Source organism: Massilia norwichensis (genome assembly GCF_024753245.1).
GTDB lineage: Bacteria > Pseudomonadota > Gammaproteobacteria > Burkholderiales > Burkholderiaceae_D > Telluria > Telluria norwichensis.
Genome location: NZ_JANUGX010000029.1, coordinates 1 through 23,464, shown reverse-complemented (window position 1 = coordinate 23,464; position 23,464 = coordinate 1). Strand labels below are relative to the sequence as shown.

Sequence of the window (23,464 nt, the reverse complement as noted above, 5' to 3'; positions counted from 1 at the left end):
CTCACCCCGCCGGCTGGGCCGTCCAGGCCCGGGCGTCGACGAACACCTGGAACAGATCGCCGTCGATATGCCCGGCATCGCACTCTTCCTGCATCAGGCCGAGTGCCTGCTCGACCGGCACCGCCTTCTTGTACGGCCGGTCGCCCGCCGTCAGCGCATCGTAGATGTCGCAGATGGTCAAAATCCGCGTCTGCACGCTGATCTGCGGCCCCTTCAAACCCATCGGGTAGCCCGAGCCGTCGAGCTTTTCGTGGTGGCCATGGGCGATCGCCGGCACGCCGCTCAGATCGCGCGTCCACGGGATCAGCACCAGGAAGGAATAGGAATCGACCACGTGCTCCTCGATCTGACGCCGCTCGTCGGGCGTCAGGCAGCCTTTGGCCAGGCTCAGCGCCGCCACTTCATGCTCTTCGAGCAGCGGCAGGGCCAGCCCGTCCGGGTCGTGGCAGCCGTAGTGGACGATGTCGCGCAGGTCGGGCAGCGCGCTGCCGCGCGAAACCGCCGGCTCGTTGGCGCTGCGGATCGTCGCCAGGAAGCCGTCGAGCCGGCCGCTTTCCTCGCGCAGCCAGGCCTCGATGCCTTCCTTCTCGGCGCGAAAGCGGTGACTGCTCCAGCCTTCCTCGAGGTGGCGCTGGGCCAGCGCGTGATAAGCATGCCGCTCCATGCAGGCGCGTGCGTACAGGAAGCGCTGTTCGAGCAGGCGCATGTCGGCGTGGTGCAGCTTTTTCTCCTTGCGCAGCACGTGTTCGCGCACGCCGACCTTGCCGAAATCGTGCAGCAGGGCGGCGTAGCGGATTTCGCGCAACTGCGCCTTGCTGAAGGCGATGCGGCGCAATACCGGATCGTCGGCGCGATCGAGCGCGACGGCCAGCGATTCGGCATAGGTCGCCACGCGGAAGGAGTGGCCGGCGGTAACCGGATCGCGCTCCTCGATCGCCTGCACCGAGGCGCGCACGAAGCCGTCGAGCAGGCGCTGGATATCGGAATACAGCTGGAAATTCTTCAGCGCCACCGCGGTTTCGGCGCACACCCCGGTCAGCAGTTCGAGATCGGCTTCCTCGAAGGCGTAGGGGTCGGATGAGCTGTCGACCTGGATCAGCCCCAGCACTTCATCGCCGACGATCAGCGGCGCACACATGGCGCTGCGTATCGACTGGGCGACGATCGAATCCTGGGCCGCGAAGTGGCGGTCCGACAAGGTATCGGTGGACAGGATCGCACGCTTCTTGCCCAACACCTCATCGACGATGGTGTGCGACAGCCGGACCTGGCGCGGATCCTCGGCGGTCCCGTCGCGGCGCCGCGCCGCCACCGGTTCCGGCGGGTCGCGCTCGCTCTGGCGCAGCAGGATGAAGGCGCGCTCGGCCAGCGGGAACAGGTCGAAGATGAAATTCATGATCTTCTCGCTGAGCGTCTCGCGGTCGGTCACGACGCCCAGCGCGATGCTGACCTGGGCCATCGCATGCAGCTTCAGCACCGACTGTTCGAGTTCGCTGCGGCTGGCCTCGTGCGCGGCCGGCGCCGACAAGGCGACCGGGGCGTACTGGGTGGCGTCGACGCTTTTCCTGATCACGGTCGGCATGCTGGCGGCGCCCGGCGCCACCAGCGAACGGAACAGCAGCTGGGTGGAGGCCAGCGCCAGCTCGTCGCCATCCTCGAGCGCGCGCCAGGCGCCGGGCAGCAGGCGCTCGCCGTTGACGAAGGTGCCGTTCGACGAATGCAGATCCTCGACCGACCAGGTGCTGCCGCGGCGGCGCAGGCGCACATGGCGGCGGCTGATCGTGTGCAGTGGAATGCACACGAACTGGCTCGAGGGCAGCGCATCCTGGCGGTCGCGGCCGATCACGACTTCTTCATGCAGCGGAAACAGCTGGGGCTTGGCCGCCCGGTTGCCGAGCAGCTCGAGATAGGCGCTGACCCCGCCATTGGCTTGTGCAGGTGCTGCTTGTCCCGTCATGCGCCCTCCCGAACGCGCGCATCGCCGAATGGATAAGACAGCGGCGCGGGGCCGCAGTTCGCGGCTGGGTGTCTTTATCGCGAATTTGACCGCGCATTTGACGGCTCATTTAACCGCTCATTTGACTGCTCATTTGACTGCTCATTTAACCATGATGGTGATCTTTTTCGACTGCACCGAAGGTTCGAAGGTGATGTGCTGGTCGTCGCCCATCACCAGCTGCAGCGTGTGGCGCCCGGGCGGGAGCTCGATCGTGGTTTCGGTCTCGCCGGTGCCGAAGTGCAGGTGCTGGCGGTCGTTCGGGATCTCGACGCCGGGGCCGGGGGTGTCGGCGTCGATCAACAGGTGGTGGTGGCCGGTATTCGGGTATTTCACGCCCTTCGGTGCGATGCCCATGTTGCGCAGGCCGAACCAGACCCGGATCGGTTTGCCGGACGAGACCACCTGGCCATCGTTGGGCCAGCCGATGTACAGGTAGGCATGGGGCGGAGCGGGCGTCGCCGCCGTGACCGTCAAGGCGGCGCTGCCGAGCAGGGCGGCAAGGGCGGCGGCAGCGAGCGGTTTGCGCATGGGATCCTCCTGGCTCACTTGACCGTGACGGTGATCTTCTTCGAATAGATGGGCGGGTCGTGCGGGATATGGTCCTTGTCGGCCAGCAGCAGTTGCAATGTGTGGCGGCCGGGCGGCAATTCGATGCGCGCTTCCGTTTCGCCGGCGCCGAAGTGCAGGTGCTGGCGATCGTTGGCGACCGGCTCGTTCATGTTCGCGGGCAGGTCGACGTCGATCAGCACGTGGTGATGACCGGTGTTGGCAATGTCCGTGCCCTTGGGCGCCACCCCCATGTTGCGCAGGCCCATGCGCAGCCAGAAGGCCTGGCCGACGACCATGCCTTCGCTGGGCCAGATGAAGTACACCTGGGCGTTTTGCGGTGCCGGCGTGCGGGCCAGCACCGGCATCGATGCCAGCAGCACCGCGCCGAGCAGCAGGATCAGTGATTTACGCATTCCGGCAGCATCCACCGAGCGTGGTTCTCGCCCCCTGTGGCAGCACAAAGAGTGAACGGGCACAATCGCGGCGCCCGGTGGTCTAAATGGATTGTCGCGAAAACCGGGGAGGCCTTGTGCGGAGCAGACTCTCGATCCTGTGCAGCCTGGCTGCGCTGGCCGCAATGGCATCCATGGCGCTGTTGGGCACGTGGGCCAGTGCGGCGGTCGTCCCGGCCCAGGCGCCACCGAGGGATCTGCAGCTCGCCGGCGTGGTGCCCAAGAACAGCGCCGAGCAGTTCGAGCTGGCATTCTGGAATTCCGTCAAGGACAGCAAGCAGGTCAGCGATTACGAAGCCTATCTGCACACCTATCCCAAGGGGCGCTTCGCGGCGCTGGCGCGGGCCCGCATCCAGCAGCTCAAGAGCGCACCGCAGCAGGCGCCGGCCCCGGCGCAGCAGGCAGCCGCACCGCCTGCCAGCCCGGCCGTCGGCAAGCCGCCGCCCGCCGCTGCGGCTCCTCCAGCTTCGGCCCCGGCAGCTGCGGCCAGGGCGCCGGCAAACAATGCTAACCCTGCCAATCCTGCCAATCCTGCCAACACGGCAAGCGCCAGGCCGCAGCAAGGCAAGGGTCGCCCGGCAACGGCATCGGCGGCGGCCGGCGCCGGCCAGGAAGACCAGCCCGCACCAGGCGTGGCCGGCGCCGTGGCGGCGGTCAAGGATTGCGACGCCTGCCCGCTGATGGTGGCGCTGTACCCGCAACCGTTCACGATGGGCAGCAACGGCAGCGACCCCAGCGAACGGCCGGCGCACAAGGTGGCGCTGCGCACGCCCTTCGCGATCGGCAAGTACGAAGTCACGGTCGGCCAGTGGACGCAATGCGTCAAGGCCAGCGTGTGCCCGAGCGTGCCGTCGGCGGCCAACGCGGCCGAGAACCTGCCGATGCGCGACGTCAGCTGGGACGAAGCCCAGCTCTATCTCAAATGGTTGAGCACGGTCAGCCGGCGGCCCTACCGGCTGCCGACCGAAGCCGAGTGGGAATACGCGGCGCGCGGCGGCACCAGCACACGCTACTGGTGGGGCGAGCAGATGAAAGGCGGGAATGCCAGCTGCCAGGGCTGCGGCGAGCCGTGGAAGGCCGACGGCCCGCCGCCGGTCGGCAGCTTCGTCGCCAACCCTTTCGGCCTGGCCGACATGAACGGCAGCGTCTGGGAATGGGTCCAGGATTGCTGGCACAGCTCGTACAAGGGCGCGCCGGCCGACGGCAGCGCCTGGGCCGACGCGAATTGCCAGTCGCGCGTGATCCGCGGCGGCTCCTGGCGCGAAAACGGCAGCTACATGCTGTCCACCACGCGCTTCAAATACGACGCCAGCGTGCGCCAGTCGCAGAACGGTTTTCGGGTGGCGCGCACGCTTAAATAAACTAGAGCATGCTCTAGCGTTTGGGGTGCGTGGTGATCTGTAAAAACTCGACCGCAATCGAGCCCGCGCCATGTGCTTTCGCGATCCCGTCCAGCCGGGTTTCCAGCGCCCGCAGATAGTCGGCCCCGGCTTCCGCATCCGGGCGCGGCTTGTCGAACAGCGGCGCCGGCGTGGCCAATAACACCAGCATCTCGGTACCGAAAGGCGCGCCGATCATCCAGTTGCCCAGGTTGCCGACGGTGACCGTATGGCGCGGCGGCGCCAGGGTTTCGCGCTCCGCCGCGTTCGGCAGCAGGTGCACGACGTTCCCGTCGAGCACGAAGTAATCGACCGCGATATGGGACTGGATATTCGGCGTGGTCACGTCGACCATCAAGGTATCGCCTTCCCGCAGTTCGGTGCCGCGGCCGCTGGCCGGGTTCAGGCGCAGCGAGCTGCCGCCGTCGGCACGCATGTGATAGGCGCTCCAGTAGCGGCCGAGCACGCGCAGCAGCGCACATTTGTCCTCGTTGACTTCCTGCAGCGCCAGCTCGACCCCGCTCACGCCCGGCAGCGCGGCCAGCGTGCTTTTCAGGCGCGCCGGCCCGACGCTGCGCGCCAGATAGCCCTGCACATGCACGATACTGCCCTTGAACGCCGGCACCAGTGCCGAGCAAGGAAGCTTCGCCAGCGCCGCCGAGACCGCAGGCAGGCTGGGCGCGCCTGCTGCGGCGGCGGGCGGCGCCTGGGCACGGGCGGCATCAGCGGGATTGTCCACCGTCGCGGCCGGCACAGTCGATGGCGGCACGGCCTCCTCGGACGAAGACCGCAGGAACAGGCGCAGCGCCACGAACACGACCAGGGCCGCGGCGCCGGCAACCGCCACGCCCATCAGCGCCGGCGGGCGGTGCCAGGTCTCTTCCGCGCCGATGTCGTGCAGGAACTGGTTGACGCTGGGGGTGCGCTGCTCGCGCTGGAAGGACAGGGCACAGCGCAGCGCCCGCCATTGTTTGTGGCCGAGACCGGGCGGACGCTGCGGACGCAGGCCGCCATCGCGCGCCTGGGTGGCCGACAGGCGGTTGAACGGATGACGCCCGGTCAAGAGCTCGTAGGTGATGCAGCCAAGCGCATAGATATCGTCGCGCGGATCGGGCTCGCGGTTTTCCAGCATCTCCGGGCTGGCATAGGCCGGGGTCAACGCCCCCAGGCTGCCGGGATCGAAGACCGTGACGTCGGGCGCCTCTTCCGCCTTCTGGAACACGCGCGCGATGCCGAAGTCGATCACCTTGACGCCGCCGGCATCTAGCAGGATCACGTTGGCCGGCTTGAAGTCGCAATGCACGAAGCCGCGCTCGTGCGCATAAGCCAGGGCCTTGCCCATGCCGCGCACGATCTTCATCGCTTCCTCGAAGGACAGGGCGCGAAAGTCCGGCGCGCGCAACAGCTGGCCCAGCGATTTGCCGGGCAGGTATTCCATGGTCACGTAGACCATCGAACCGTCGCGGTCGAAGTCGTACACCGACACGATGTTGGCGTGGGCCAGGGTCTGCGCCTTGCGCGCTTCGCGCTGCAGGGCGATCAGCGACTTCGGATGCCCCTGGAACTGCACGTTCAGCACCTTGATCGCGATATACGGATGGCGGTCGGCAGCCTCCAGCTTGCGCAGGTCGAGCGCTTTATAAACGGTGCCCATGCCGCCGAAGCCGATGCATTCCTCCAGCACGAAGCGGCCGTTGAGCGTGTCGCCGACGCCTTTCATGCGCTCGGCCGGCGCTTCGGCGCTGGTGTTCGCGCCCGCACCGCCGCCGGCCCCGGCGCCGGGCTGGGTCGGCTGCATGGGCTTGGTCTGGACAAAGGTTTCCTCGTCGCCGAGGCGCTGGCGCATGCGCTGGCGCGCCTCGATCGCGTGCGCGATGCGGCGCTCGACCTCGCCATAGACCTCGGCCGGCAGCGGCGAACGGCGGTGCGCCTCGTTGAGCGTCTTGAGCAGGTTCGACACGCTTTCCGGCGTACTGATCAGCAGGCGGTCGATGCGTGCAAACATCTCGGCCTGCCCAAGGGAGCCGCTCTGGAACAGGCGAAGGGTGTCGGCGAGGCTTTCCATGTCCATCCTCTGACAGTGGCAAGCGCTGCGAATTCACCGCAGATGCATGGTGTTGTGAGCGGCCAAACAGTCGCACGAAACCTGTTGGGGAAAACCCGGCTGTGCAGGCGAGTTCCGATGGCGCAAGCGCAAGAAAACCCCTTCAAACGCGGGTTTTCGGGCCTGGCACGCTTCTCGCAAAGCATAGGGTGAGCACGACGAATCCGGCTCACCAACTTAACCACTCTCGAGGAGAAGCGACATGAAAACCCTGACCATCAAAGACCTGGCCCTGACCTGCGAACTGGACCGTGGCGCCATGGCGCGTGTGCGCGGCGGCTACCAGATGCAGCAGCAATCGCATTCGCTGGTGCCGATGCCGAGCTACAGCCCGACCTACAGCTCGTCGATCGACGCCCGCCAGGGCCTGCAACAGCTGCAGGACGTGGTGAACGCGACCGCCAACGGCTCGGCCTTCATCGATGGCGTGCACGCCACCAACAACACCGACCAGTTCGGCCAGAACAACATCGCCGTGCTCCGCTGAAGAAGACACCGAACCAAAGGAGAAATTTTATGTCTTCCATCCAGATCCACGACCTCGCGCATGCAAGCCGTCTCGACCGCCATGCGATGGCGGCGGTCCGCGGCGGCGTGCTGGGCGCACCGAATGTCAACGTCAAGATTGCGCTCAACCAGCAGATCGCGCAGTTCCAGGACATCGGCGTGAACGTGCTGAACAACAACGGCGTGATCGGCGCCGGTTTCACGGGTCCCAGTATCGAACTGAGCCCGCTACAGTGGGCGAAGAACGAGGCGAGCCTGCCGCGCTTCTGATATCTCGCCCCACATCCCTGCCAGCCCGGCCATCCTTGCGATGGCCGGGCTGGCACCCGTTTTCAAGGAGAACATCATGGCCACCATCGTCATCAAGGATTTATCGGACAACCTGGAACTGGATCGCAAGGCAATGCAGGCGATCAGCGGCGGTTCGCGGCTGCGTTCGCAGGTGCGGGCGGCCGGAACTGCGCCGGCATCCGCGCCACGCATCGTCGACTTCAAGACCGGCGCCATGCCTCGCGACGCCACTACCAAACAAAACAAATAAACCGTTTATATTGTTTAGCCCGCTGCATCCAAGCCGCCCGGTCCGCAAGACCGGGCGTTTTTTTTGCGCTGCTCCAGCCTGGTGTTGGGCCCCGTCATACAGTCAGCAAACGGCTGTTGGTCTTGTCCCACCAGATCGCCGGTCCACAGTGCGAAAACGAAGACAGCCCGTCAACAAAAGGCCGCTGACAAGGCGATTCAGGGCCTGGCACGCATTCTGCTCATACCTAATCGAGCGCAAAACAAAGCGCTCTTCCAACCAAACCTCGATACACACTGCAAGGAGAAACGCAATGAAAACCCTGATCATCAAAGACCTGTCCCGTACCGCCGAACTGGACCGCAACGACATGGCTGCCGTGCGCGGCGGCCATGGCAAGAGCATGAGCATGCCGTGGATGCCGGTCTACAGCCCCTCGTATAACTCGTCGATCAAGACCGACCAGAGCCTGATGCAACTGCAGGACGTGCAGAACCTGACCGCCAACGGCTCGGCCTTCGTGTCCGGCGTTCACGTCACCAACAACACCGATCAATTCGGCCAGAACAACATCGCCGTGCTGTAACAGCCCCACTTCAACCCATCCTAGGAGAACGACATGAACACCTTGACCATCAAAGACCTGGCTTGCACCGCCGAACTCAGCCATCAAGAAATGTCCGGCGTGCGCGGCGGCCACAAAGCCGGCGGCTACATGGGGATGCCTTCGTATGCGCTGTTCACGGCGCCTTCGTATAACAAATCGATCGATGCCTCGCAGGATTTGCGCCAGGCCCAGCAAGTGGTCAACGAGACTGCCGACGGCTCGGCCTTCATCTCCGGCGTGCATGTGACCAACAACACCTCGCAGTTCGGCCAGAACAACCTGCTGGTCGGCTGACCCGGCCACGCAAGGAGAACAGCATGTCATCGATCGTGATTCAAGACCTGGCCCGTACACGCGAACTGGACAAGCGTTCGATGTCCGTGGTGCGCGGCGGTACCAAAGGCGTCGGCAGCTTCGGCCCCAACGTCAACGTCAACCTGAACCTCGACCAGCGCATCGGCCAGGTGCAGGACATCAAGGTCAACGTCCTGAACAACAACGGCGTGATCGGTCCCGGCTTCGTCGGTCCCGACGTGACCCTGAGCCCGCTGCAATGGGCAGCCAACAACGCTGCCATCCCGCTGTAAATCGTTTATACCGTTTATTTATCAAGGAGCATTATCATGAAAAACCTGAGCATCAAAGATCTGGCCTGCACCCAGGAACTCGACCATGCCGGCATGGCGGCCGTACGCGGCGGTCACGGCAGCGGCAAAGGCGGCTACGGCCCCTGGTTCCCGTCGCCCCAACCGGCGCACGTCAGCTCGTCGCTGGACGCATCCCAGGACCTGACCCAGCTGCAGAAGGTCGTCAACGCGACCGCCAACGGCTCGGCCTTCATCGATTGCGTGGATGTGAAGAACAACACCCACCAGTACGGCCAGAACAACCTGCTGGTTGGCTGAACCTGACCGGTGGAGGCCGAAGGCCGGACACGCCTCGCGGCCTCCACCAAACATTGAACCAAAGCTGCATTCGACTTGTCTTCCCATCATGGCTTACATCCGCATCAACGATCTTCGCTGCGACCAGACCCTGGATGCGCCAGCGATGGCCCGCATCCGCGGCGGCGATGGCGCGGGCTGGTGTTTCGGCTGGATCCAGCCCTACCTGCCGGCCCAATCGCGCAGCGCACAGCCGGTCATCAATTTTTACCAGATCAACAATTACGCCGACCAGATGATCAACCAGTTCCAGTCGGTCAAGGTCAGCAACACGGCGCCGAATGCGGTCATCACCGTCGGCGTGGACGAGCGCAGTACCAATAACGGAACCCTTTGATGGCATGAGCGAAGAAGCGCAACTTCGCTGGACCTCGGCGGCGCGCACCGACATCGGCCTGGTGCGCAGCAATAACGAGGATATGTTGTTGAACCGGCCGGAACGGCGCCTGTGGGCCGTGGCCGACGGCATGGGCGGACACGCCTACGGCGAAGTGGCAAGCCGGATGACGGTCGAGGCGCTGGACGCGCTGCCGGCCGGCGAGCCGCTGCAGCAGGCGGTCGCGCAGGCGCGCGTGTGCCTGCTTGGCGTGAACAGCGCGCTGGTGACTGAAGCGATCGCCCGCAACGTGCCGGTGATCGGCACCACCCTGGTGCTGCTGCTGGCATCCGGCCGCACCGGCGTCTGCCTCTGGGCCGGCGACAGCCGCATTTATCTGTGCCGCGGCGGCAGCCTGCACCAGCTCACGCGCGACCACAACCAGTTCGAGGAACTGCAAGCCAAAAACCACTTGTCGCGCGAGGAAGCGTCTGCGTATCCGGGCGCGAACATGATCACCCGCGCGCTCGGCGCGGCGACGACGCTGGAGCTGGACGAGGTGCAGGTGCAGGTCAGCGATGGCGACATGTTTTTGCTATGCAGCGATGGCTTGAGCAATGCGGTCGGCGTGGATGCCATGTTCGGTGCCTTGACCGGCGGCGATTGCGCACAGGCGGCCGATATGCTGATCCGGCTGGCCCTGGCCGCGGGCGGGCGCGACAATATTTCGGTGGTGGTGGTGCGGGCGGACGATGTGGAGCCGGACCAGACGGTGCTCAATCCTTCGCTATGAGCTCAATGGGCATTCGGGTCGCGCTGCCGAAAATCCTTCGAATGCAGGCCATGTTTCTTAAGCAAGATCTGCAGGTGGGAGCGGTTCATGTCCCAGCGCCGCGCCAGTTCGGCCACGGTGCCGCCGACATCCTTCAGGCCACGCTCCAGGCAGGCGCGCTCGGCTTCGTCGCTCGCCTGGCGCTTGGCTTCGGCCAGCGAGGGCGGCGGGGCAGCCGGGGCCGCCATCGCAGTTGAAACCGGCACTGCGATCGATGCGGTGGAGACCGGCGCCGGCGCCGGCGCGGCGGGGCGGATGTCTTCCGGCAGCTGCGCCAGGTCGGCGACCTCGCCCGCCAGGCAGGACAGGCGGTACATCAGGTTGCGCAACTCGCGGATGTTGCCGGGGTAGGCGTACGTGAGCAGGAAGTCGCGCAGGCGCGGACTGAGCACCACCGGACGCCGCTTGAGTGCTTCGGCCGCCTCATCACCGTAATACGCCAGCAGCAGCGGGATCTCGTCCTTGCGTTCGCGCAGCGGCGGCAGGCTCACGTGGATCACGCTGAGGCGATAAAACAGGTCTTCGCGGAACTGTCCCTGTTCGATCAGCTTGCGCAGGTTTTTGTTGGTGGCGGCGACGATGCGCGCATCGACGGCAATGGTCTCGTCGGAGCCGACACGCTGGATCTCGTGCGACTGCAGCACGCGCAGCAATTTGACTTGTCCCTGCAGCGGCAATTCGCCGATCTCGTCGAGGAAGATCGTGCCTTTATGCGCGCTTTCGAACTTGCCCTTGCGGTCGGTGGCCGCGCCCGTGAAAGCGCCGCGTTTGTGGCCGAACAGTTCGGACTCGATCAGGCTTTCGGGAATCGCGCCGCAGTTGACGGAGATATACGGTTTATCGGCGCGCGAACCGTTGGCGTGGACAACCTTGGCCATCAATTCCTTGCCGGTGCCGCTCTCGCCGTCGATCAGCACCGGCAAGTCGGTCGGCGCCGCCTTTTCCGCGATCTCGAGCGCGTCGAGCAGACGTGGGTTGTCGCCGAAAGTGCCCTCGAATACGAAGCTGCGCGCCAGCAGCGCCTGCTTGCGTTCGCCCGGCGCCGGTTCGAGCGGTTCCGCAGGCTGCCGGTCGGGCTGCCTGTCAGGCTGCCTGTCGGGCTGACTGCCGAGCGCTTGAATGAAACGCTCCTTGTGCGACAACTGCATCACCTCGTCGCGCACGGCATTCGCCTGGCGCAGCAGCTTCTCGATTTCCGGCCGGTCCAGGCTGTTCGCCCAGCGCAGCGTCGAGCGCAGGATCTCGAGCCGCTCCAGCAGGCCGGCATAGGACATCATGGTGCCGCGCGGCGGCAGGTTCTGGTTGAACAGTTTCATGCAGCCGCCAATTGCTTCTGCACGAGTTCGTAGTACATGCCGCGCCGCGCCAGCAATTCCTCATGCCGGCCCTGCTCGGCGATGTGCCCCTCGTACAGCACCACAATCTTGTCGGCGCGCATGATGGTGCTGAGCCGGTGCGCAATGATCACGGCCGTGCGCCCGGCCAGGATGTCGTGCATGTTGGCGATGATATTGCTCTCGGACTGGGTGTCCAAGGCCGAGGTGGCTTCGTCGAATACCAGCAATCTCGGGTCGTGATACAGGGCGCGCGCAATGCACAGGCGCTGCACCTGGCCCCCGGATAAGCCGACGCCGCGCTCGCCCACGACTTGCTCGTAGCCGAGCGGCATCTTGCTGATGAAGGCGTGCGCATCCGCCATTTTCGCTACCTGCTCGATGCGGCGGCGGTCCGGGCTCTCGTCGCCGCTGGCAATGTTCTCGGCAACCGTCCCCGAAAACAGCAGGTTGCTCTGCATGACGTAGCCGACCTGGGCGCGATAATAATCCTTGTCGATGGCGGCCATGTCGTAGCCGTCGATAAGAATCTTGCCGTCGCTGGGCATATAAAAGCCGACCAGCAGCTTGGCCAGCGTGGTTTTACCGGAACCGCTGCGCCCGACGATCGCAATCAGCTCGCCGCGCCGGATGTCGATGTTGATGTTGTCCAGCACGTAGGCGGTGTCGTCGCCGCCGTAGCGGAAATACACGTTCTCGAGTTTCAAATCGCCCTGCAGGTCGGGCAGCACCACCCGGCTGGCGGCATCAAGCGGCTTTTGTTCCGGCTCGATGTCGAGCACGTCCCCGAGTCGCTCCATCGCCACGCCGGCGTCGGCCAGCCGGCTCCACAGCGCGACCAGGCCCATCAGCGGTGCGAGCACGCTGCCCATCAGCGCATTGAAGGCGATCAGCTGGCCGATTGTCAGTTCGTGCTCGAGCACCAGGCTGGCGCCGGCCCACAGGATGGCGATCGTGGTGCCGGCATTCAGCAACTGGCTGGCCAGGCCCACCAGGATATTGAATTGCTGCGCACGGTATTGCGTATCGAGTGCCTTGACGTATTTCTTTTCCCATTTCAGGCGCACCGGCCGCTCGCTGCCCATGCCCTTGATGGTCTCGACGCCGCCCAGCGCCTCCATCAGGAAAGCGTGCGCATCGGTCGAGGCATTGAAGACCTCGCGCGCGTACTGCTTGATGTGCGGGGTGGTCAGGATCGTCAGCGCCATGATCGGGATGACGAAGGCGATCAGCAGCAGGGTCAGCTTGACGTTGTAGACGAACAGGATGCTGAAATAGATGAACACCATCAGCAGGTTCAGCATCGTGGTGACGGTCGACTCCGTCAGGAAGGCGCGGATGGTCTGGTTTTCCTGGAAGCGCGCGATGATGTCGCCGGTCTTACGTTTGGCGAAGAAGGAAAAGGGCAGCGACATCGTGTGCTTGAAAAAGCCTGCCATCATCGAGAAGTCGAGGTTGCGCACCATGTAGTTGGCCAGGTAGGCGCGCACGGTGGCCATCAGCTGCGAGAACACGTTGGCGATGATCAGGCCGGTAATCAGCAAGTGCAGCAGGCTCACGTTCTGGTGCACCACCACGCCGTCGAGGATGTTCTGGATGATCAGGGGCGGCACGATGCCCAGCATCTGGATCACGAAGGTGGCCAGGAACAGGTGCAGCAGGATGCTGCGGTAAGGCCGCAGATAGGCGACGAAGCGCAGCCAGGGCGAACGTTCGACGGCGGCCTGCGCCATGTCCTGGCTGGGGGTAAAGATTAGGCAGGTGCCGCTCCAGCCGCGCTCGAAGGCCTCGACCGACAGCTTGCGGAAACCGAGTGCCGGATCGGCCACCCACACCTGGCGTTTCGACACGCCGTACACGATCACGTAGTGGTAGCCCTCCCAGTGCACGATGAAGGGCAGCTCGAAACCCTGCAGCGCGTCGAAGGTGCATTGCACGCCGCGGCTGGAAAAGCCGAGGGTCTCGCCGGCGCGCGCCAGGCTGTCCAGGGTCGCGCCCTGGGTCGTCACATTCGCCAGTTCGCGCAATTTACCCAGGGTGATCTGCAGGCCGTAGTGGCGGCACAGCATGGCCAGGCAGGCGGCCCCGCAATCCATCTCCTCGGCCTGCTCGACCAGGGCGAAGCGGCGGATCACCTTTTCGCCGAATTCCGGCTTCGCATCGAGGTCCAGGCGCAGCGGGCGCTTGCGGCGCTCGGCCAGCTTTTTCTGGCGCTCCAGTTCCCGTTCGATAAAACGGATGCGGTCTTCCAGCACCTCGCGCAGGCCGGCGTTGCGCTCGAGGATGGCGTGCGCGGTCTTTTCCGGAATCACCAGCAGGGTGGCGGGTGTGACGGCCACCGCCGAGGCCATCTGTTCCTGGCGCATCAGACAGGCTTTTTCGCCGAAGGTCTCGCCCGCCTGCAGGGTCGCCAGCGTGTATTCTTCGGTGCCATCGCGGTAAGTCAGTTTGACCTGCCCCTGGCGCAGCACGTACAGGCGGCGGTCTTCGCGCCCATCCTGCGCAAGGATCTCCTTGCCGGCCGCGACCCGCTTGACGCCGACGCTGCGCACGAATTCTTCCAGCTCCTCCTTGCCGACCTTGCCGCGCAAATCGAACAGGCGCGCCACCAGGCCGCCGGCCGAACTGATCGCGACATAGCTGGTAACGAAGTCGCGCGCCACCTGGTTGCGCGCCAGCACCGGCTCGATCGCGCTGCGCGGGATGAACCACAGTTCGGTTTTGAGGGAGGCGCGCGCCGACAGTTCGTGGTGGACGTCGCGCAACATGGCGATGTCGCCGATGACCTCGCCGCTCTTCCTGACGCCGATGCTGACTTCTTTGCCGTTCTCATCGGCGAACACGCGCACCGAACCGGCCTTCACGACAAACAGGCCCTCGGCGGGTTCGCCGGCCTTGCAGACCGTGTCGCCGAAGGCGTAATGGCGCACCTGGATCGCCTCCGCCAGCTGCTCCAGCTCTTCTTCGGTGAAGGGGGACAAGATGTCGACCGAGGACAGGAAGCGGGCCGGCGACTGCGCTTGCGACTGGGTTTCCATCGTCGTGGCCAGGCCCGCTTAGGGCAGTGCGCACGCTTCGATCACGTGCTCCTGGGCGCGCGCCATCAGCCATTCCTCGCGCAGCAGGCGGCGCACCTCGGCAGAAGTGTCGGCATCGAGGGCCGCCGGGTGCCTGGCGTTGACGCAGAAGATCTCGTAGCAGGCACCGTCGGGTGAAGGAAAGGGACCCAGCAGTTCGCCTTCGCGCGCATGGAACACGCGTGCCTCGATATCGCCCTTGAGCGCGCCGCGCAGCACCTTGCCGATCACGCCCCCCTGCTGGCGGGTGCCATCGTCGATCGAATGTTCGCGCGCCATCTCGGCAAAGGATTCCGGCTCTTCCTCCAGCACCGACATCATCTCGCGCGCGGCGCCTTCGCTGTCGAGCACGATGTGGCTGACTTCGACGCTGTCGAAGCGCGGCGAGTTGAGCGAGAAATATTGGGCGACGGCTTGCTCGCTGCAAACCTGTTCCATCATCTTTTCCTGGTACAGGCCGTCGACGATCCAGGCTTCGAACTCGTCCAGCGAGACGCCGAGCGCGTCGAGGTAGTGATTGGTGTCGGCGGCGCGGTGCAGGCCGAGGGCGCGGCGGAATGCGTCGGCGCGTTCCTGGATCTGTTCGGCTTGTAGTTGCACGCCGGCTTGTCGCGCAGCGCGCGCGGTCAGGCGGTCGCGCACCATCTGCTCGACCAGGCCTTCGAATTGCCCGCTCAGTTTCAGTGTACGGATGAAGTCGTCGGTGGTGATGACTTCGTCGTCGATACGCACGATGCCTGCCATGCTCGCTCCTGGCGCCGGGTGATTTCCGGGGCAGGTGTTAGAGCGGTGCCTGGGGCTGAAGGTTCGGTCACGATGGGGGCCTTCGTTCACCTCGTCCTTGATAACGTCGAAGTCACCGCGGCGGGAAAGGGCGGAGGATATGCCTGTCAGGTGGACGGCACGCCGGGCGCGCCAATATCCGTGGCGCGGCGGGCTTGACGGCCGTTCGTGTTGTCACTTTCGAGGTGAAACTTCATGTCGAATGCGTCTGTTCCCATTGAAGCGAAGCGCTCGCCGGCACCGCAGCCATCCGATCAGCCGGCACCGGAGGGCGAGGTCGTCATTTCATGCGACGACACCGTGCCGCCGTCCCTTGAAGCGGAGCTCGAACAGTTATATCACCACATCAACTCCTCGCTCTGCCACCATGCCGTGGCACGCCGGGCGCGGAATGCCTATGCCTATGTGGCGCGGCGGGGTGCGGAGCCCCTGGCGATTTTCCTGTTCCAGCGCGAAGACCGAAGCGTCGAGGTCTTCAATGAAATGATGCAGCTTCCCCCCGAAGAAATCGAACGGTTTGCAAGCTACATTTTCAAGCGCTTTCCGTCCGTCGCACGGGTCTCCTTTTCCAAGATCGGCAAGGAGATCGGGGCACTTTCGCTGCCCTGGCAACAATACGGACAGGCCGAGGATATCGTGGTGCGTCTGCCCGAGACCCTGGACGCCTATTTTTCCGGCCTCGGCGCCAAGACGCGTCGCAACATCCGGTACCAGATGAAAGCGATCGCCACCGATTTTCCCGGGTTTTCCTTCCAGACCTATGAGAACGATGCAATTGCCGCACACCATGTGGCAGCCCTCATCGAGCTGAAAAGGGCCAACATGAATGAAAAGCGCATCAAGTTCGGCATCAAGCCGGAAGAAGCGTCATGGTTGACCGAACTGGCAAAGACCAATGGGCTGCTGGTCCTTGCCCTGCTGGACGGCAAAGTATGCGGCGGCAGTTTGAGCTTTCGCCTTGGCGATCATTATTTCGCGCTGCTGAACGGCTACGATGCGCGGTTCGCGAAATACAGCCTGGGCATGCTGTGCTGCTATCTGGCCATGACCGAAAAGATCCAGCGTGGCGCCAGGGAGGCGCATCTGCTGTGGGGGCGGAACCAGTACAAGTTCAAGCTGCTGGGGGTGGCGCGTGATGTGGCGAATCTGGACGTTTACCGGTCGCGTTTGCTTTACTGCCGGTATTTCAAGCGTGTCGGCAGGAATGCGCTGGACAACCTGGTTCAGCGGCAAAAATGGAAGTTACTGGAAAACGAGCAGCGCCGCGGCTTCCTGCCAGCGCTGCTGAGCCAGATCGTCAAGATCATGCGGAGGATCAAGCGATCAAACTTCCGTCCCGCCAGCTGACTATGGCGGGACCAACGGATGCGCTCCATCGCAGCCGTAAATAAAATTACTGGTTCTGGAACGCGATCGGCAACACCGCATGGTTCACATGCCTACCGTGAACATGGCAGCTCAGAACCTGCGTCTTAATCAAGCTCAACAATGCTTACGAGCAAGCTCGTAAGCTGTTCAGGTTGCCGATTTTTAAAACCGGCAACCGCTGACTTCCCTCGAAGAAGTCCTGTCTAATTACTCAACTGTATTGAAGACATGTATGAGCGCTGTCCTGATCGAACAGATCACTACCACATTGGCGCAATTTTTCAGTGAGTCCAGGCTATACGAACTCAAGATCGACGATGCAAACCTGAATTTGAATGCCCTGCTTGTTGAAGCTTTTGCCGCTGACGACGAGGTACAGGGCATTGGCGGGCGCGACATCATTGTGCTATCGACCAATGCGCATATTCAGCTCGAGCCGCTGCTCGGCCAGTATGCCTCGCTGGAAGTGAGTTTGGCGAATGGCAGCCGCACCAGCTTTGCTGGCGACATCATCGGGATCGAGATGCTGGGCAGTGATGGCGGGTTTGCGCGCTATCGTTTGCGCTTGTCCCCATGGCTGTGGCGGTTGAGCCAAGTACACAACTGCCGGGTATGGCAAGACAGGACCGTTATCGACATCGTCGATTCGGTGTTCCAGTCTTATTTGCCATTAGCACGATGGCGCTGGAGTCGCGAGGTTGGGCAGTTCATGAACGACGCAGCTCCGCGCGCCTATTGCTGCCAATACCGGGAGTCCGACTTCGACTTCTTGCAAAGGTTGTTGACCGAAGAAGGCCTTGGCTGGCGTTTCGAGCAGGGCGAAGATGGTCTTGGCGTGGTGTTGTTTGGGGACAGCACCCACCCGACAGCAATCCCGGAAGACCCCAGCAGCGAAGCCGACGGTGGCATTCGCTTTCACGGCGCGCATGCCTGCGAACGCCAGGACACCATACAGACTTTACGGTCGAACCGCACTCTGGCCCCGTCACTGTCGACAGTGCTCAGTTATGACTACGAGTCAAAGAAAGTAGTGGCGGGGACTTCGCCGTCCCGCCTGCACGACAACCGCAGGCTTCCCGCTCTTGAGTCCTTCGACGCGCCGGGCCAGGCTGTCTACGCCAACGCATCCCAGGCGCGACGCTACGCGGACCTGCAAATGGAGGGACGTGAAGCGCGCAGCCAGATATGGCGTGGTAGCTCGACCTTACGTACCTTACGCGCTGGAACGCGTCTGACAATTCTCGACACCCCGTTGAAACAGCTCGGCGGTGCGCCGACATTTACGGTACTTCGTGTGGTCAGCGTGGGCGTGAACAACCTGCCGACGCCCGCACAACACGCATTGGCGGAGCTTTTCGGTCCCATCCCGGAATTGTTGCGACAAACCGTTCACGACAATGAACCGATGGATTTTACACTGGCAGTCGAACAGGCCTTGAAGACCGGTTATGCAAACTGTTTTGAAGCCGTAAAAGCCGAGGTTCCCTGGCGGCCCCAGATGCCCGGCAGCGATGGCCGTAGTCATAGCCGCCCTACCGCGCCGGGCTCGCAAACTGCCATCGTGGTGGATGCCGATGGCAATGACAGCCCGACCGGGGCCAATGAACTGTATTGTGACCGCCTTGGCCGCGTGCGCATTCGTTTCCATTGGCAGGAGGATGGCTCCAGTTGCTGGGTTCGCGTAGCGCAACGATCTGCTGGCGGTGGCATGGGCTTCCAGTTCCTGCCGCGGATTGGAACGGAAGTGCTGGTGAAATTCCTTGAAGGCGATATCGACCGCCCGATCATTGTTGGTGCGCTGTATAACGGGCAAGGCGAAGGCGGCGTTACGCCAACGCCAGGTGGACGCCATCTCGGCGAAAGCAATACATCGGTTTTCGCTGTAGCGCATGACCGTATGCCCTCCGGACAAGGCAACGTCGCGGGTGGAAACAGCCCTGTATGGCATGGCGCTTCGAGCGACACTGCAGGCCATCGTAACGGCGCCTCTCAGTGGGGCATACGAAGCAAGGAATTTGGCGGTTCAGGGTACAACCAACTCTTGTTCGATGACACCGATGCGCAGGGGCGCATTCAGCTAAAAAGTACGTACGCTGCCAGTGAGCTCAATCTGGGCCATTTGATCCATGCCCCGGACAACTACCGCGGCAGTTTTCGGGGGAGTGGCGCCGAGTTACGCAGCGATGCCCACGGCGCTGTCCGTGCCCGCGCCGGATTGCTCATTCACAGTTACAAGGTCAACCATAGCGCGGCATACCGCGATCCGGCAGGCGACAACGCACCCGGAGTCGCGATGTTGGAGCAGGCAGTCAAGCTTGGCAAGATACTCAGCACCGCCGCGGCTACACACCAGACCGTAGCCTTCGCGGCTGATACGGGCGCCCACGAGCAGGATGCCAGTGCCCTCAATCCTGCGGAGCCACCGCTGCAGGCATTGCTTACGGCAGCATCCGGAATGGTCAGCGGCGAAAGCGTCGAGTCAGCAAAAGCCGACGCTGCGGAAAAGTGCACCGCATCCGGAAAAGGCAAATTGCCACATGTAAGCGATCCAATCATTGCGATCTCTGCACAGGCCGGCCTCGGAATGAATGCCAGCCAGAGCTTACAACTAGCTAATGGAGAAACAGTAACTGTGATGAGCGGTGAGGACACGCAGTTCGTCACAGGTGGCCAAATGCAGATTCACACCGGTCGGGCAATTGGCGTCCTCGGTGGTGCAGTGAAGGCTGGCGAAACCAAGCTTGGCTTGCAGTTGATCGCTGCGAAAGAGGCGAACGTGTTTCAGGCGCTGCGGGACACTCTCGCCGTCCAGGCACGTGATGCGCTGAACGTGATCAGCGCCAATGCCCACATCGATTGGGCGGCCGCCAAGCGCATCAGTCTGTCAACTGCCGGCGGCGCCAATATCACGATCGAAGGCGGGAACATCACTGTGCAATGTCCGGGAAAAATTGTGGTTCACGCCGGGAAGAAGAGCTTCAGCGGTCCTCAAAAGATGGAATATCTGCTTCCAAAGCTGCCCCGGGAAGTCTGCATCGAGTGCCTGTTGAAGGCGCTAAAGGCAGGGAGCGCCCTGTCGCTAAAGTGAGGCAATGGAATGTACTTTGCATCCGACGCGTCCCATACCACGGCTGTATGCACGGCGCTTTTTGAAAAAATCAGCATGCAGCCTGAACTTCAATGGCTGGCCCTGGTCGACGGCGCATTCGATCATGGTCAAGCCGGTCTATCCTTGCCTAACGAACGGCATGTCCTCTATGACTGCGACGGCATGTCTGACCTGCTTGTCGCGTCGCCGTTCCTGTTCGTGCTGACGACACACGATGTAAGCCAGCTACGGCTTGAATTATCCACTCTGGTGCGACACCGGAGAGAACGGCCGATGCTGAGCTTCATCGGCACTTCCTCATCGGTATCGGCCGTCAACGAGAATTTCCGCCTGTTCGCCAATGCGGTAACAGACGACGATCAGGCGTTTCTTCTTCGCTTTGCAGACACGCGTGTCCTTTCCGGCCTTCCGCATGCCCTGCGACAGACGTATTGGGACGGAATGACCTGCTTGCTGGCCGACTGGATTCTGATTGATCGTGAAGGAAAAGCGCAGGCGCTGCCGCTACGTTCTAACCGGATGGCATTGAAAGGCGAGTTTCGACTGTCGCCGTCCGAGTTCGCAAGTCTGGTGACGAGTAGCGAGCCGGATGCCGTTATCGACGCCATCGCGGAAACTAATCCCGAGGCACTCCCCGAGGGGCCTCGTGCGGCGATCTACGACAAGATGACCACCTCCTGCGCCTTTGCAGAGAAGCACAAAGTGCGAGCGTTTCCTGACCTTGTTGCGCTCGCTTACTTGGCGCTTTTGGATGACGGGAAAGGCTTGAGAGATCCAAAGCTGAGCGACATGTTGTTGCGCTCCCAATGGACAGCAGGAAGTCTGATCAATGACTTGGCGAATTTTGTTGACTAGGACGTAACACAGGCGCACGAAAATATTCCCAAAAATGGCGCGAATACGTTAATGCTATTTAATCTCATATCGCTTCTCCTCCACCAACCTGAACAGCCGGCGCGCTGATGGAGTTTTCATGAACATGAATTCATGGAAGTCAGTTCTGTTTCTTGCATTTGCTTTGACCGGATGTTCAGAAACAGACAACATTAGTATTGAGCTGTCGGGATTAAATTATACCGATAGGGGAATATCCATGTTCGCTGTGGATAGTTATGGTGGACATAGCATTTTTCCGAATGGCGGAGGTGGGAAGTTCATATGCTGCATCAGCATGCCAAGAAAATGGCATGCTGGCATGAAAGTCACTGTCCGCTGGACTGAAGATGAGCGCATACCTGATTCGTGGAAGGAACGCGTGGTAGAAATACCCAAATACACGAAGGAGGATATGGGGGCATTTGCCGTTCATTTTTATCCTGATGATACAGTCAAAGTTCTTGTAACTTCGAAAATAGAAGGCCATCCGGACTATCCCTACCCGAGACCCAAATAGAGTGATGTCCACGCCTCCACCGCGCCATTTCAACAGCTTGCCGCTGGATACGGCCTTCAAATATCTTAAACCAGCACATCAATGGAGGTTTCGTGAATACGAGATCATGGACTTCAATTTGTCTTATGGCCTTATTGGTAACCGGATGTTCCGGTACAGACAACACCAGCATTGAGTTATCGGGATTGAATTACACGAATGCGTGGATAACGATGTTCGCTGTCGATGATTACGGTGGGCATGGGATTTCACCAAACGGCGGTGGTGGAGCGTTCGTATGCTGCATTACGATACCGCGCAAATGGCATGCTGGTATGAAAGTCACCGTGCGGTGGACTGGCGATGAGCGCCTACCGGATTCATGGAAAGAGCGCGTTGTAGAAATACCAAAGTACACAAAAGAAGATATCGGGGCCTTTGCTGTTCATTTTTACCCTGATGACAGCGTCAAAGTACTTGTCACATCAAAAACGACACGTTATCCCGGTTACCCGTACCCGAGGCCAAAATAATGAGCACTCTTCCACCGCAACCACTCCCAGAGAACGGCCTTCGCAAACTTAGCTCGAAGGAGATTATTCAACGCGCCAAGGCGTCGAATTGTATGCTGGTCAATAAAGGACGACCGTCTTGTACGGGACAGCTAAATGTCGGAGTTTTTTTTGACGGCACTGGGAATAATCTAATCGCCGATTACAAGAAACCCAAGCTTGCAGACCGAAAGCACAGCAATATTGTGAAGCTTTTCAATACATATCCCGATCGAAACGGTGATGGATATTTTTCCCACTATATCCCAGGTGTGGGAACGCCGTTTCCTGAAATTGGCGACTCGGGACCTGCTGCAGGTGGAGCGTTTGGCTGGAATGGGGAAAACCGCATCATATGGGCATTTACTCGCCTACTCAACTCTCCACAACGATATGTACTCAACAGCGTTCTATTGGATGACGAACTCTCCGCACGTATATCCAACAACATGGCATCGATCACGAATCTCGCCTCGATGCGTCGCAAGGGGTTGCGACACTGGCAGGAAGCTCTCGCATCCAATCTCAAAGGGAAAAAGCCACGCATAGAGCTCATCAATTTATCGGTGTTTGGCTTTTCCCGTGGAGCCGCAGAGGCCAGAGCCTTCTGCAACTGGCTGTTCGAGGTATGCGAACAAGTTGGTGGCGGATGGGAGTTTGCAGGGATGCCGATTCGGTTGAGTTTTCTTGGGATATTCGACACGGTGGCTTCTGTTGGCATCCCGAATTCCTTCAGCAATTCAATTGTAGAAGGGCACCAGTCCTGGGCGGACAACAATATGCAGATCCATCCAGCGGTCGAGCAATGCATGCACTTCGTAGCTGGGCACGAAGTGCGTGCGTCGTTTCCACTCGATTCTGTAAGGGTAGGTGGCGTTTATCCGGGAAATGCAAGGGAGGTGATGTATCCAGGGGCCCATTCCGACCTTGGGGGCGGCTACGCGTCCAATGCACTCGGCATTGCACCGGAAAACGCAAACGAGATGGCAAGAATCCCCGGAGCGCAGATGTACCGCGAGGCACGGCTCGCAGGCATGCCGCTCGTGAATTGGGATCAGTTACTGGCGCCCTTGCAGGCGGATCTAACAGTCGCGCCAAAAACAGCCGCCGCTTTCAACGCATATGTTCAAGCCGTTAATATAAAAGCGGGTCAAGTAGAGGACATGCACAGGCAGCATATGGGCCTGTACTTGAGCTATCGGTACAAGTACCGCAATGCCGTCGACTCTCTACCCTTCTATCAGCGGGCGTCCGCCAGTCACAAAAAATTCATCAAGGCCACAACCGATACGTTCAATGATCGCATGCAGCACTTGAAAGGTTATCGGATTCCGCCCTCCGACGAAAAGTTCAACCTTGCTGAGGCCATTGCGCAGCATAGGAAGTCGGCACAGGCGGTACGTCTGGAAGGTCCGCAAGCGAAGCAGTTGCAGCATCTTTACACGGTGGCAGATGCCATACGTCCGCAGAGCTTGACACCGGAAATTGAAGAATTTTTAGGCAACTATGTACATGATTCGATGGCTGGCTTCATCGAAATGGGAGGAAACTGGACCAACGAATACGCGATCAACGGACTAGGGATCCTCAAATTCCGCAAGATTTTCAAGGGAAATGACTAGAAGGGTGAACGTGGTACTCCCCCACACACACAAGACCAT

23 protein-coding genes are annotated in these 23,464 nt (G+C 61.7%); 16 read left to right on the top strand and 7 right to left on the bottom strand.

All coding sequences use genetic code 11. The annotated features are described in order from the left end of the window. Position 1: 1 nt before the first annotated feature. From NX782_RS20760 to NX782_RS20750, 3 genes are all read right to left on the bottom strand, one after another. Complete coding sequence (locus NX782_RS20760; RefSeq protein ID WP_258847396.1) at positions 2-1,957, bottom strand: HD domain-containing phosphohydrolase; 1,956 nt, start codon at positions 1,955-1,957, stop codon at positions 2-4. Positions 1,958-2,098: 141 nt separating this feature from the next. After that, on the bottom strand, positions 2,099-2,527 hold the full coding sequence (locus NX782_RS20755; protein WP_258847395.1) for a DUF4399 domain-containing protein: 429 nt from the start codon (positions 2,525-2,527) through the stop codon (positions 2,099-2,101). A 14-nt stretch (positions 2,528-2,541) separates the two neighbouring features. Continuing rightward, positions 2,542-2,961, bottom strand: a complete 420-nt coding sequence (locus tag NX782_RS20750) for a DUF4399 domain-containing protein (RefSeq protein ID WP_258847394.1) — start codon at positions 2,959-2,961, stop codon at positions 2,542-2,544. Positions 2,962-3,077: 116 nt separating this feature from the next. On the opposite strand from NX782_RS20750, the gene NX782_RS20745 reads away from it, so the two are divergent. Next, positions 3,078-4,361, top strand: a complete 1,284-nt coding sequence (locus tag NX782_RS20745; RefSeq protein WP_258847393.1) for a formylglycine-generating enzyme family protein — start codon at positions 3,078-3,080, stop codon at positions 4,359-4,361. Positions 4,362-4,374: 13 nt separating this feature from the next. Here the strand turns inward: NX782_RS20745 and NX782_RS20740 are convergent, their stop codons facing one another. Next, positions 4,375-6,444: a serine/threonine protein kinase gene (locus tag NX782_RS20740; protein ID WP_258847392.1), complete on the bottom strand. Its 2,070-nt coding sequence runs from the start codon at positions 6,442-6,444 to the stop codon at positions 4,375-4,377. Positions 6,445-6,685: 241 nt separating this feature from the next. On the opposite strand from NX782_RS20740, the gene NX782_RS20735 reads away from it, so the two are divergent. The 9 genes from NX782_RS20735 (at position 6,686) to NX782_RS20695 (ending at position 10,170) form a co-directional block, all read left to right on the top strand. After that, complete coding sequence (locus tag NX782_RS20735; protein ID WP_258847391.1) at positions 6,686-6,970, top strand: hypothetical protein; 285 nt, start codon at positions 6,686-6,688, stop codon at positions 6,968-6,970. A 29-nt stretch (positions 6,971-6,999) separates the two neighbouring features. Continuing rightward, positions 7,000-7,260 (top strand): hypothetical protein, encoded by a 261-nt coding sequence (locus NX782_RS20730; RefSeq protein WP_258847390.1) that lies wholly within the window; start codon positions 7,000-7,002, stop codon positions 7,258-7,260. Between the two features lie 76 nt (positions 7,261-7,336). After that, positions 7,337-7,531, top strand: a complete 195-nt coding sequence (locus NX782_RS20725; RefSeq protein WP_258847389.1) for a hypothetical protein — start codon at positions 7,337-7,339, stop codon at positions 7,529-7,531. Between the two features lie 292 nt (positions 7,532-7,823). Further along, positions 7,824-8,096 carry a hypothetical protein gene (locus tag NX782_RS20720; protein ID WP_258847388.1) on the top strand — a complete coding sequence of 91 codons (273 nt, stop codon included), beginning with the start codon at positions 7,824-7,826 and terminating at the stop codon, positions 8,094-8,096. Positions 8,097-8,129: 33 nt separating this feature from the next. Next, positions 8,130-8,411: a hypothetical protein gene (locus NX782_RS20715; RefSeq protein ID WP_258847387.1), complete on the top strand. Its 282-nt coding sequence runs from the start codon at positions 8,130-8,132 to the stop codon at positions 8,409-8,411. Positions 8,412-8,434: 23 nt separating this feature from the next. Beyond that, entirely contained in the window at positions 8,435-8,704 is a 270-nt protein-coding gene (locus NX782_RS20710) for a hypothetical protein (RefSeq protein ID WP_258847386.1), read from the top strand. Between the two features lie 36 nt (positions 8,705-8,740). After that, on the top strand, positions 8,741-9,022 hold the full coding sequence (locus NX782_RS20705; RefSeq protein ID WP_258847385.1) for a hypothetical protein: 282 nt from the start codon (positions 8,741-8,743) through the stop codon (positions 9,020-9,022). Between the two features lie 88 nt (positions 9,023-9,110). Further along, complete coding sequence (locus NX782_RS20700; RefSeq protein WP_258847384.1) at positions 9,111-9,398, top strand: hypothetical protein; 288 nt, start codon at positions 9,111-9,113, stop codon at positions 9,396-9,398. A 4-nt stretch (positions 9,399-9,402) separates the two neighbouring features. After that, positions 9,403-10,170, top strand: a complete 768-nt coding sequence (locus NX782_RS20695) for a PP2C family protein-serine/threonine phosphatase (protein ID WP_258847383.1) — start codon at positions 9,403-9,405, stop codon at positions 10,168-10,170. Positions 10,171-10,172: 2 nt separating this feature from the next. Here NX782_RS20695 and NX782_RS20690 read toward each other — a convergent pair whose 3' ends face one another. The 3 genes from NX782_RS20690 to NX782_RS20680 are packed head-to-tail and all read right to left on the bottom strand — an operon-like array spanning position 10,173 to position 15,364. Then, a complete protein-coding gene (locus NX782_RS20690; protein WP_258847382.1) occupies positions 10,173-11,525 on the bottom strand; it encodes a sigma-54 interaction domain-containing protein in 1,353 nt (450 codons plus the stop codon). After that, positions 11,522-14,581: an ABC transporter transmembrane domain-containing protein gene (locus tag NX782_RS20685; RefSeq protein ID WP_258847381.1), complete on the bottom strand. Its 3,060-nt coding sequence runs from the start codon at positions 14,579-14,581 to the stop codon at positions 11,522-11,524. Before NX782_RS20685 ends, NX782_RS20690 begins: the two co-directional genes overlap by 4 nt. Positions 14,582-14,599: 18 nt before the next feature. Beyond that, the gene (locus NX782_RS20680) at positions 14,600-15,364 is read right to left on the bottom strand and encodes a peptidylprolyl isomerase (protein WP_258847380.1); all 765 of its coding nucleotides are present in this window, start codon (positions 15,362-15,364) and stop codon (positions 14,600-14,602) included. A 234-nt stretch (positions 15,365-15,598) separates the two neighbouring features. Between NX782_RS20680 and NX782_RS20675 the strand changes: the two genes are divergently transcribed. The 6 genes from NX782_RS20675 to NX782_RS20650 all read left to right on the top strand — a co-directional run bounded on the left by NX782_RS20675 (position 15,599) and on the right by NX782_RS20650 (position 23,425). Continuing rightward, positions 15,599-16,750, top strand: coding sequence for a GNAT family N-acetyltransferase (locus tag NX782_RS20675; RefSeq protein ID WP_258847378.1), 1,152 nt, complete (start codon positions 15,599-15,601; stop codon positions 16,748-16,750). 253 nt (positions 16,751-17,003) lie between these two features. Next, on the top strand, positions 17,004-19,859 hold the full coding sequence (locus NX782_RS20670) for a type VI secretion system Vgr family protein (protein WP_258847377.1): 2,856 nt from the start codon (positions 17,004-17,006) through the stop codon (positions 19,857-19,859). Between the two features lie 9 nt (positions 19,860-19,868). Continuing rightward, complete coding sequence (locus NX782_RS20665) at positions 19,869-20,735, top strand: DUF4123 domain-containing protein (RefSeq protein WP_258847376.1); 867 nt, start codon at positions 19,869-19,871, stop codon at positions 20,733-20,735. 118 nt (positions 20,736-20,853) lie between these two features. Next, entirely contained in the window at positions 20,854-21,273 is a 420-nt protein-coding gene (locus tag NX782_RS20660; RefSeq protein ID WP_258847375.1) for a DUF3304 domain-containing protein, read from the top strand. A gap of 125 nt (positions 21,274-21,398) precedes the next feature. Continuing rightward, a complete protein-coding gene (locus NX782_RS20655; protein ID WP_258847455.1) occupies positions 21,399-21,785 on the top strand; it encodes a DUF3304 domain-containing protein in 387 nt (128 codons plus the stop codon). Then, positions 21,785-23,425: a T6SS phospholipase effector Tle1-like catalytic domain-containing protein gene (locus tag NX782_RS20650; RefSeq protein ID WP_258847373.1), complete on the top strand. Its 1,641-nt coding sequence runs from the start codon at positions 21,785-21,787 to the stop codon at positions 23,423-23,425. The genes NX782_RS20655 and NX782_RS20650 overlap by 1 nt, the downstream gene beginning before the upstream one ends. Positions 23,426-23,464: the final 39 nt, after the last annotated feature.

What these genes read in the sequence shown, in the direction of transcription:
- NX782_RS20760 (WP_258847396.1), bottom strand. Translation starts at nt 1,957, where the DNA reads ATGACGGGACAAGCAGCACCTGCACAAGCCAATGGCGGGGTCAGCGCC.
- NX782_RS20755 (WP_258847395.1), bottom strand. Translation starts at nt 2,527, where the DNA reads ATGCGCAAACCGCTCGCTGCCGCCGCCCTTGCCGCCCTGCTCGGCAGC.
- NX782_RS20750 (WP_258847394.1), bottom strand. Translation starts at nt 2,961, where the DNA reads ATGCGTAAATCACTGATCCTGCTGCTCGGCGCGGTGCTGCTGGCATCG.
- NX782_RS20740 (WP_258847392.1), bottom strand. Translation starts at nt 6,444, where the DNA reads ATGGAAAGCCTCGCCGACACCCTTCGCCTGTTCCAGAGCGGCTCCCTT.
- NX782_RS20735 (WP_258847391.1), top strand. Translation starts at nt 6,686, where the DNA reads ATGAAAACCCTGACCATCAAAGACCTGGCCCTGACCTGCGAACTGGAC.
- NX782_RS20730 (WP_258847390.1), top strand. Translation starts at nt 7,000, where the DNA reads ATGTCTTCCATCCAGATCCACGACCTCGCGCATGCAAGCCGTCTCGAC.
- NX782_RS20725 (WP_258847389.1), top strand. Translation starts at nt 7,337, where the DNA reads ATGGCCACCATCGTCATCAAGGATTTATCGGACAACCTGGAACTGGAT.
- NX782_RS20720 (WP_258847388.1), top strand. Translation starts at nt 7,824, where the DNA reads ATGAAAACCCTGATCATCAAAGACCTGTCCCGTACCGCCGAACTGGAC.
- NX782_RS20715 (WP_258847387.1), top strand. Translation starts at nt 8,130, where the DNA reads ATGAACACCTTGACCATCAAAGACCTGGCTTGCACCGCCGAACTCAGC.
- NX782_RS20710 (WP_258847386.1), top strand. Translation starts at nt 8,435, where the DNA reads ATGTCATCGATCGTGATTCAAGACCTGGCCCGTACACGCGAACTGGAC.
- NX782_RS20705 (WP_258847385.1), top strand. Translation starts at nt 8,741, where the DNA reads ATGAAAAACCTGAGCATCAAAGATCTGGCCTGCACCCAGGAACTCGAC.
- NX782_RS20700 (WP_258847384.1), top strand. Translation starts at nt 9,111, where the DNA reads ATGGCTTACATCCGCATCAACGATCTTCGCTGCGACCAGACCCTGGAT.
- NX782_RS20695 (WP_258847383.1), top strand. Translation starts at nt 9,403, where the DNA reads ATGAGCGAAGAAGCGCAACTTCGCTGGACCTCGGCGGCGCGCACCGAC.
- NX782_RS20690 (WP_258847382.1), bottom strand. Translation starts at nt 11,525, where the DNA reads ATGAAACTGTTCAACCAGAACCTGCCGCCGCGCGGCACCATGATGTCC.
- NX782_RS20685 (WP_258847381.1), bottom strand. Translation starts at nt 14,581, where the DNA reads ATGGAAACCCAGTCGCAAGCGCAGTCGCCGGCCCGCTTCCTGTCCTCG.
- NX782_RS20680 (WP_258847380.1), bottom strand. Translation starts at nt 15,364, where the DNA reads ATGGCAGGCATCGTGCGTATCGACGACGAAGTCATCACCACCGACGAC.
- NX782_RS20675 (WP_258847378.1), top strand. Translation starts at nt 15,599, where the DNA reads ATGTCGAATGCGTCTGTTCCCATTGAAGCGAAGCGCTCGCCGGCACCG.
- NX782_RS20670 (WP_258847377.1), top strand. Translation starts at nt 17,004, where the DNA reads ATGAGCGCTGTCCTGATCGAACAGATCACTACCACATTGGCGCAATTT.
- NX782_RS20665 (WP_258847376.1), top strand. Translation starts at nt 19,869, where the DNA reads ATGTACTTTGCATCCGACGCGTCCCATACCACGGCTGTATGCACGGCG.
- NX782_RS20660 (WP_258847375.1), top strand. Translation starts at nt 20,854, where the DNA reads ATGAACATGAATTCATGGAAGTCAGTTCTGTTTCTTGCATTTGCTTTG.
- NX782_RS20655 (WP_258847455.1), top strand. Translation starts at nt 21,399, where the DNA reads ATGGCCTTATTGGTAACCGGATGTTCCGGTACAGACAACACCAGCATT.
- NX782_RS20650 (WP_258847373.1), top strand. Translation starts at nt 21,785, where the DNA reads ATGAGCACTCTTCCACCGCAACCACTCCCAGAGAACGGCCTTCGCAAA.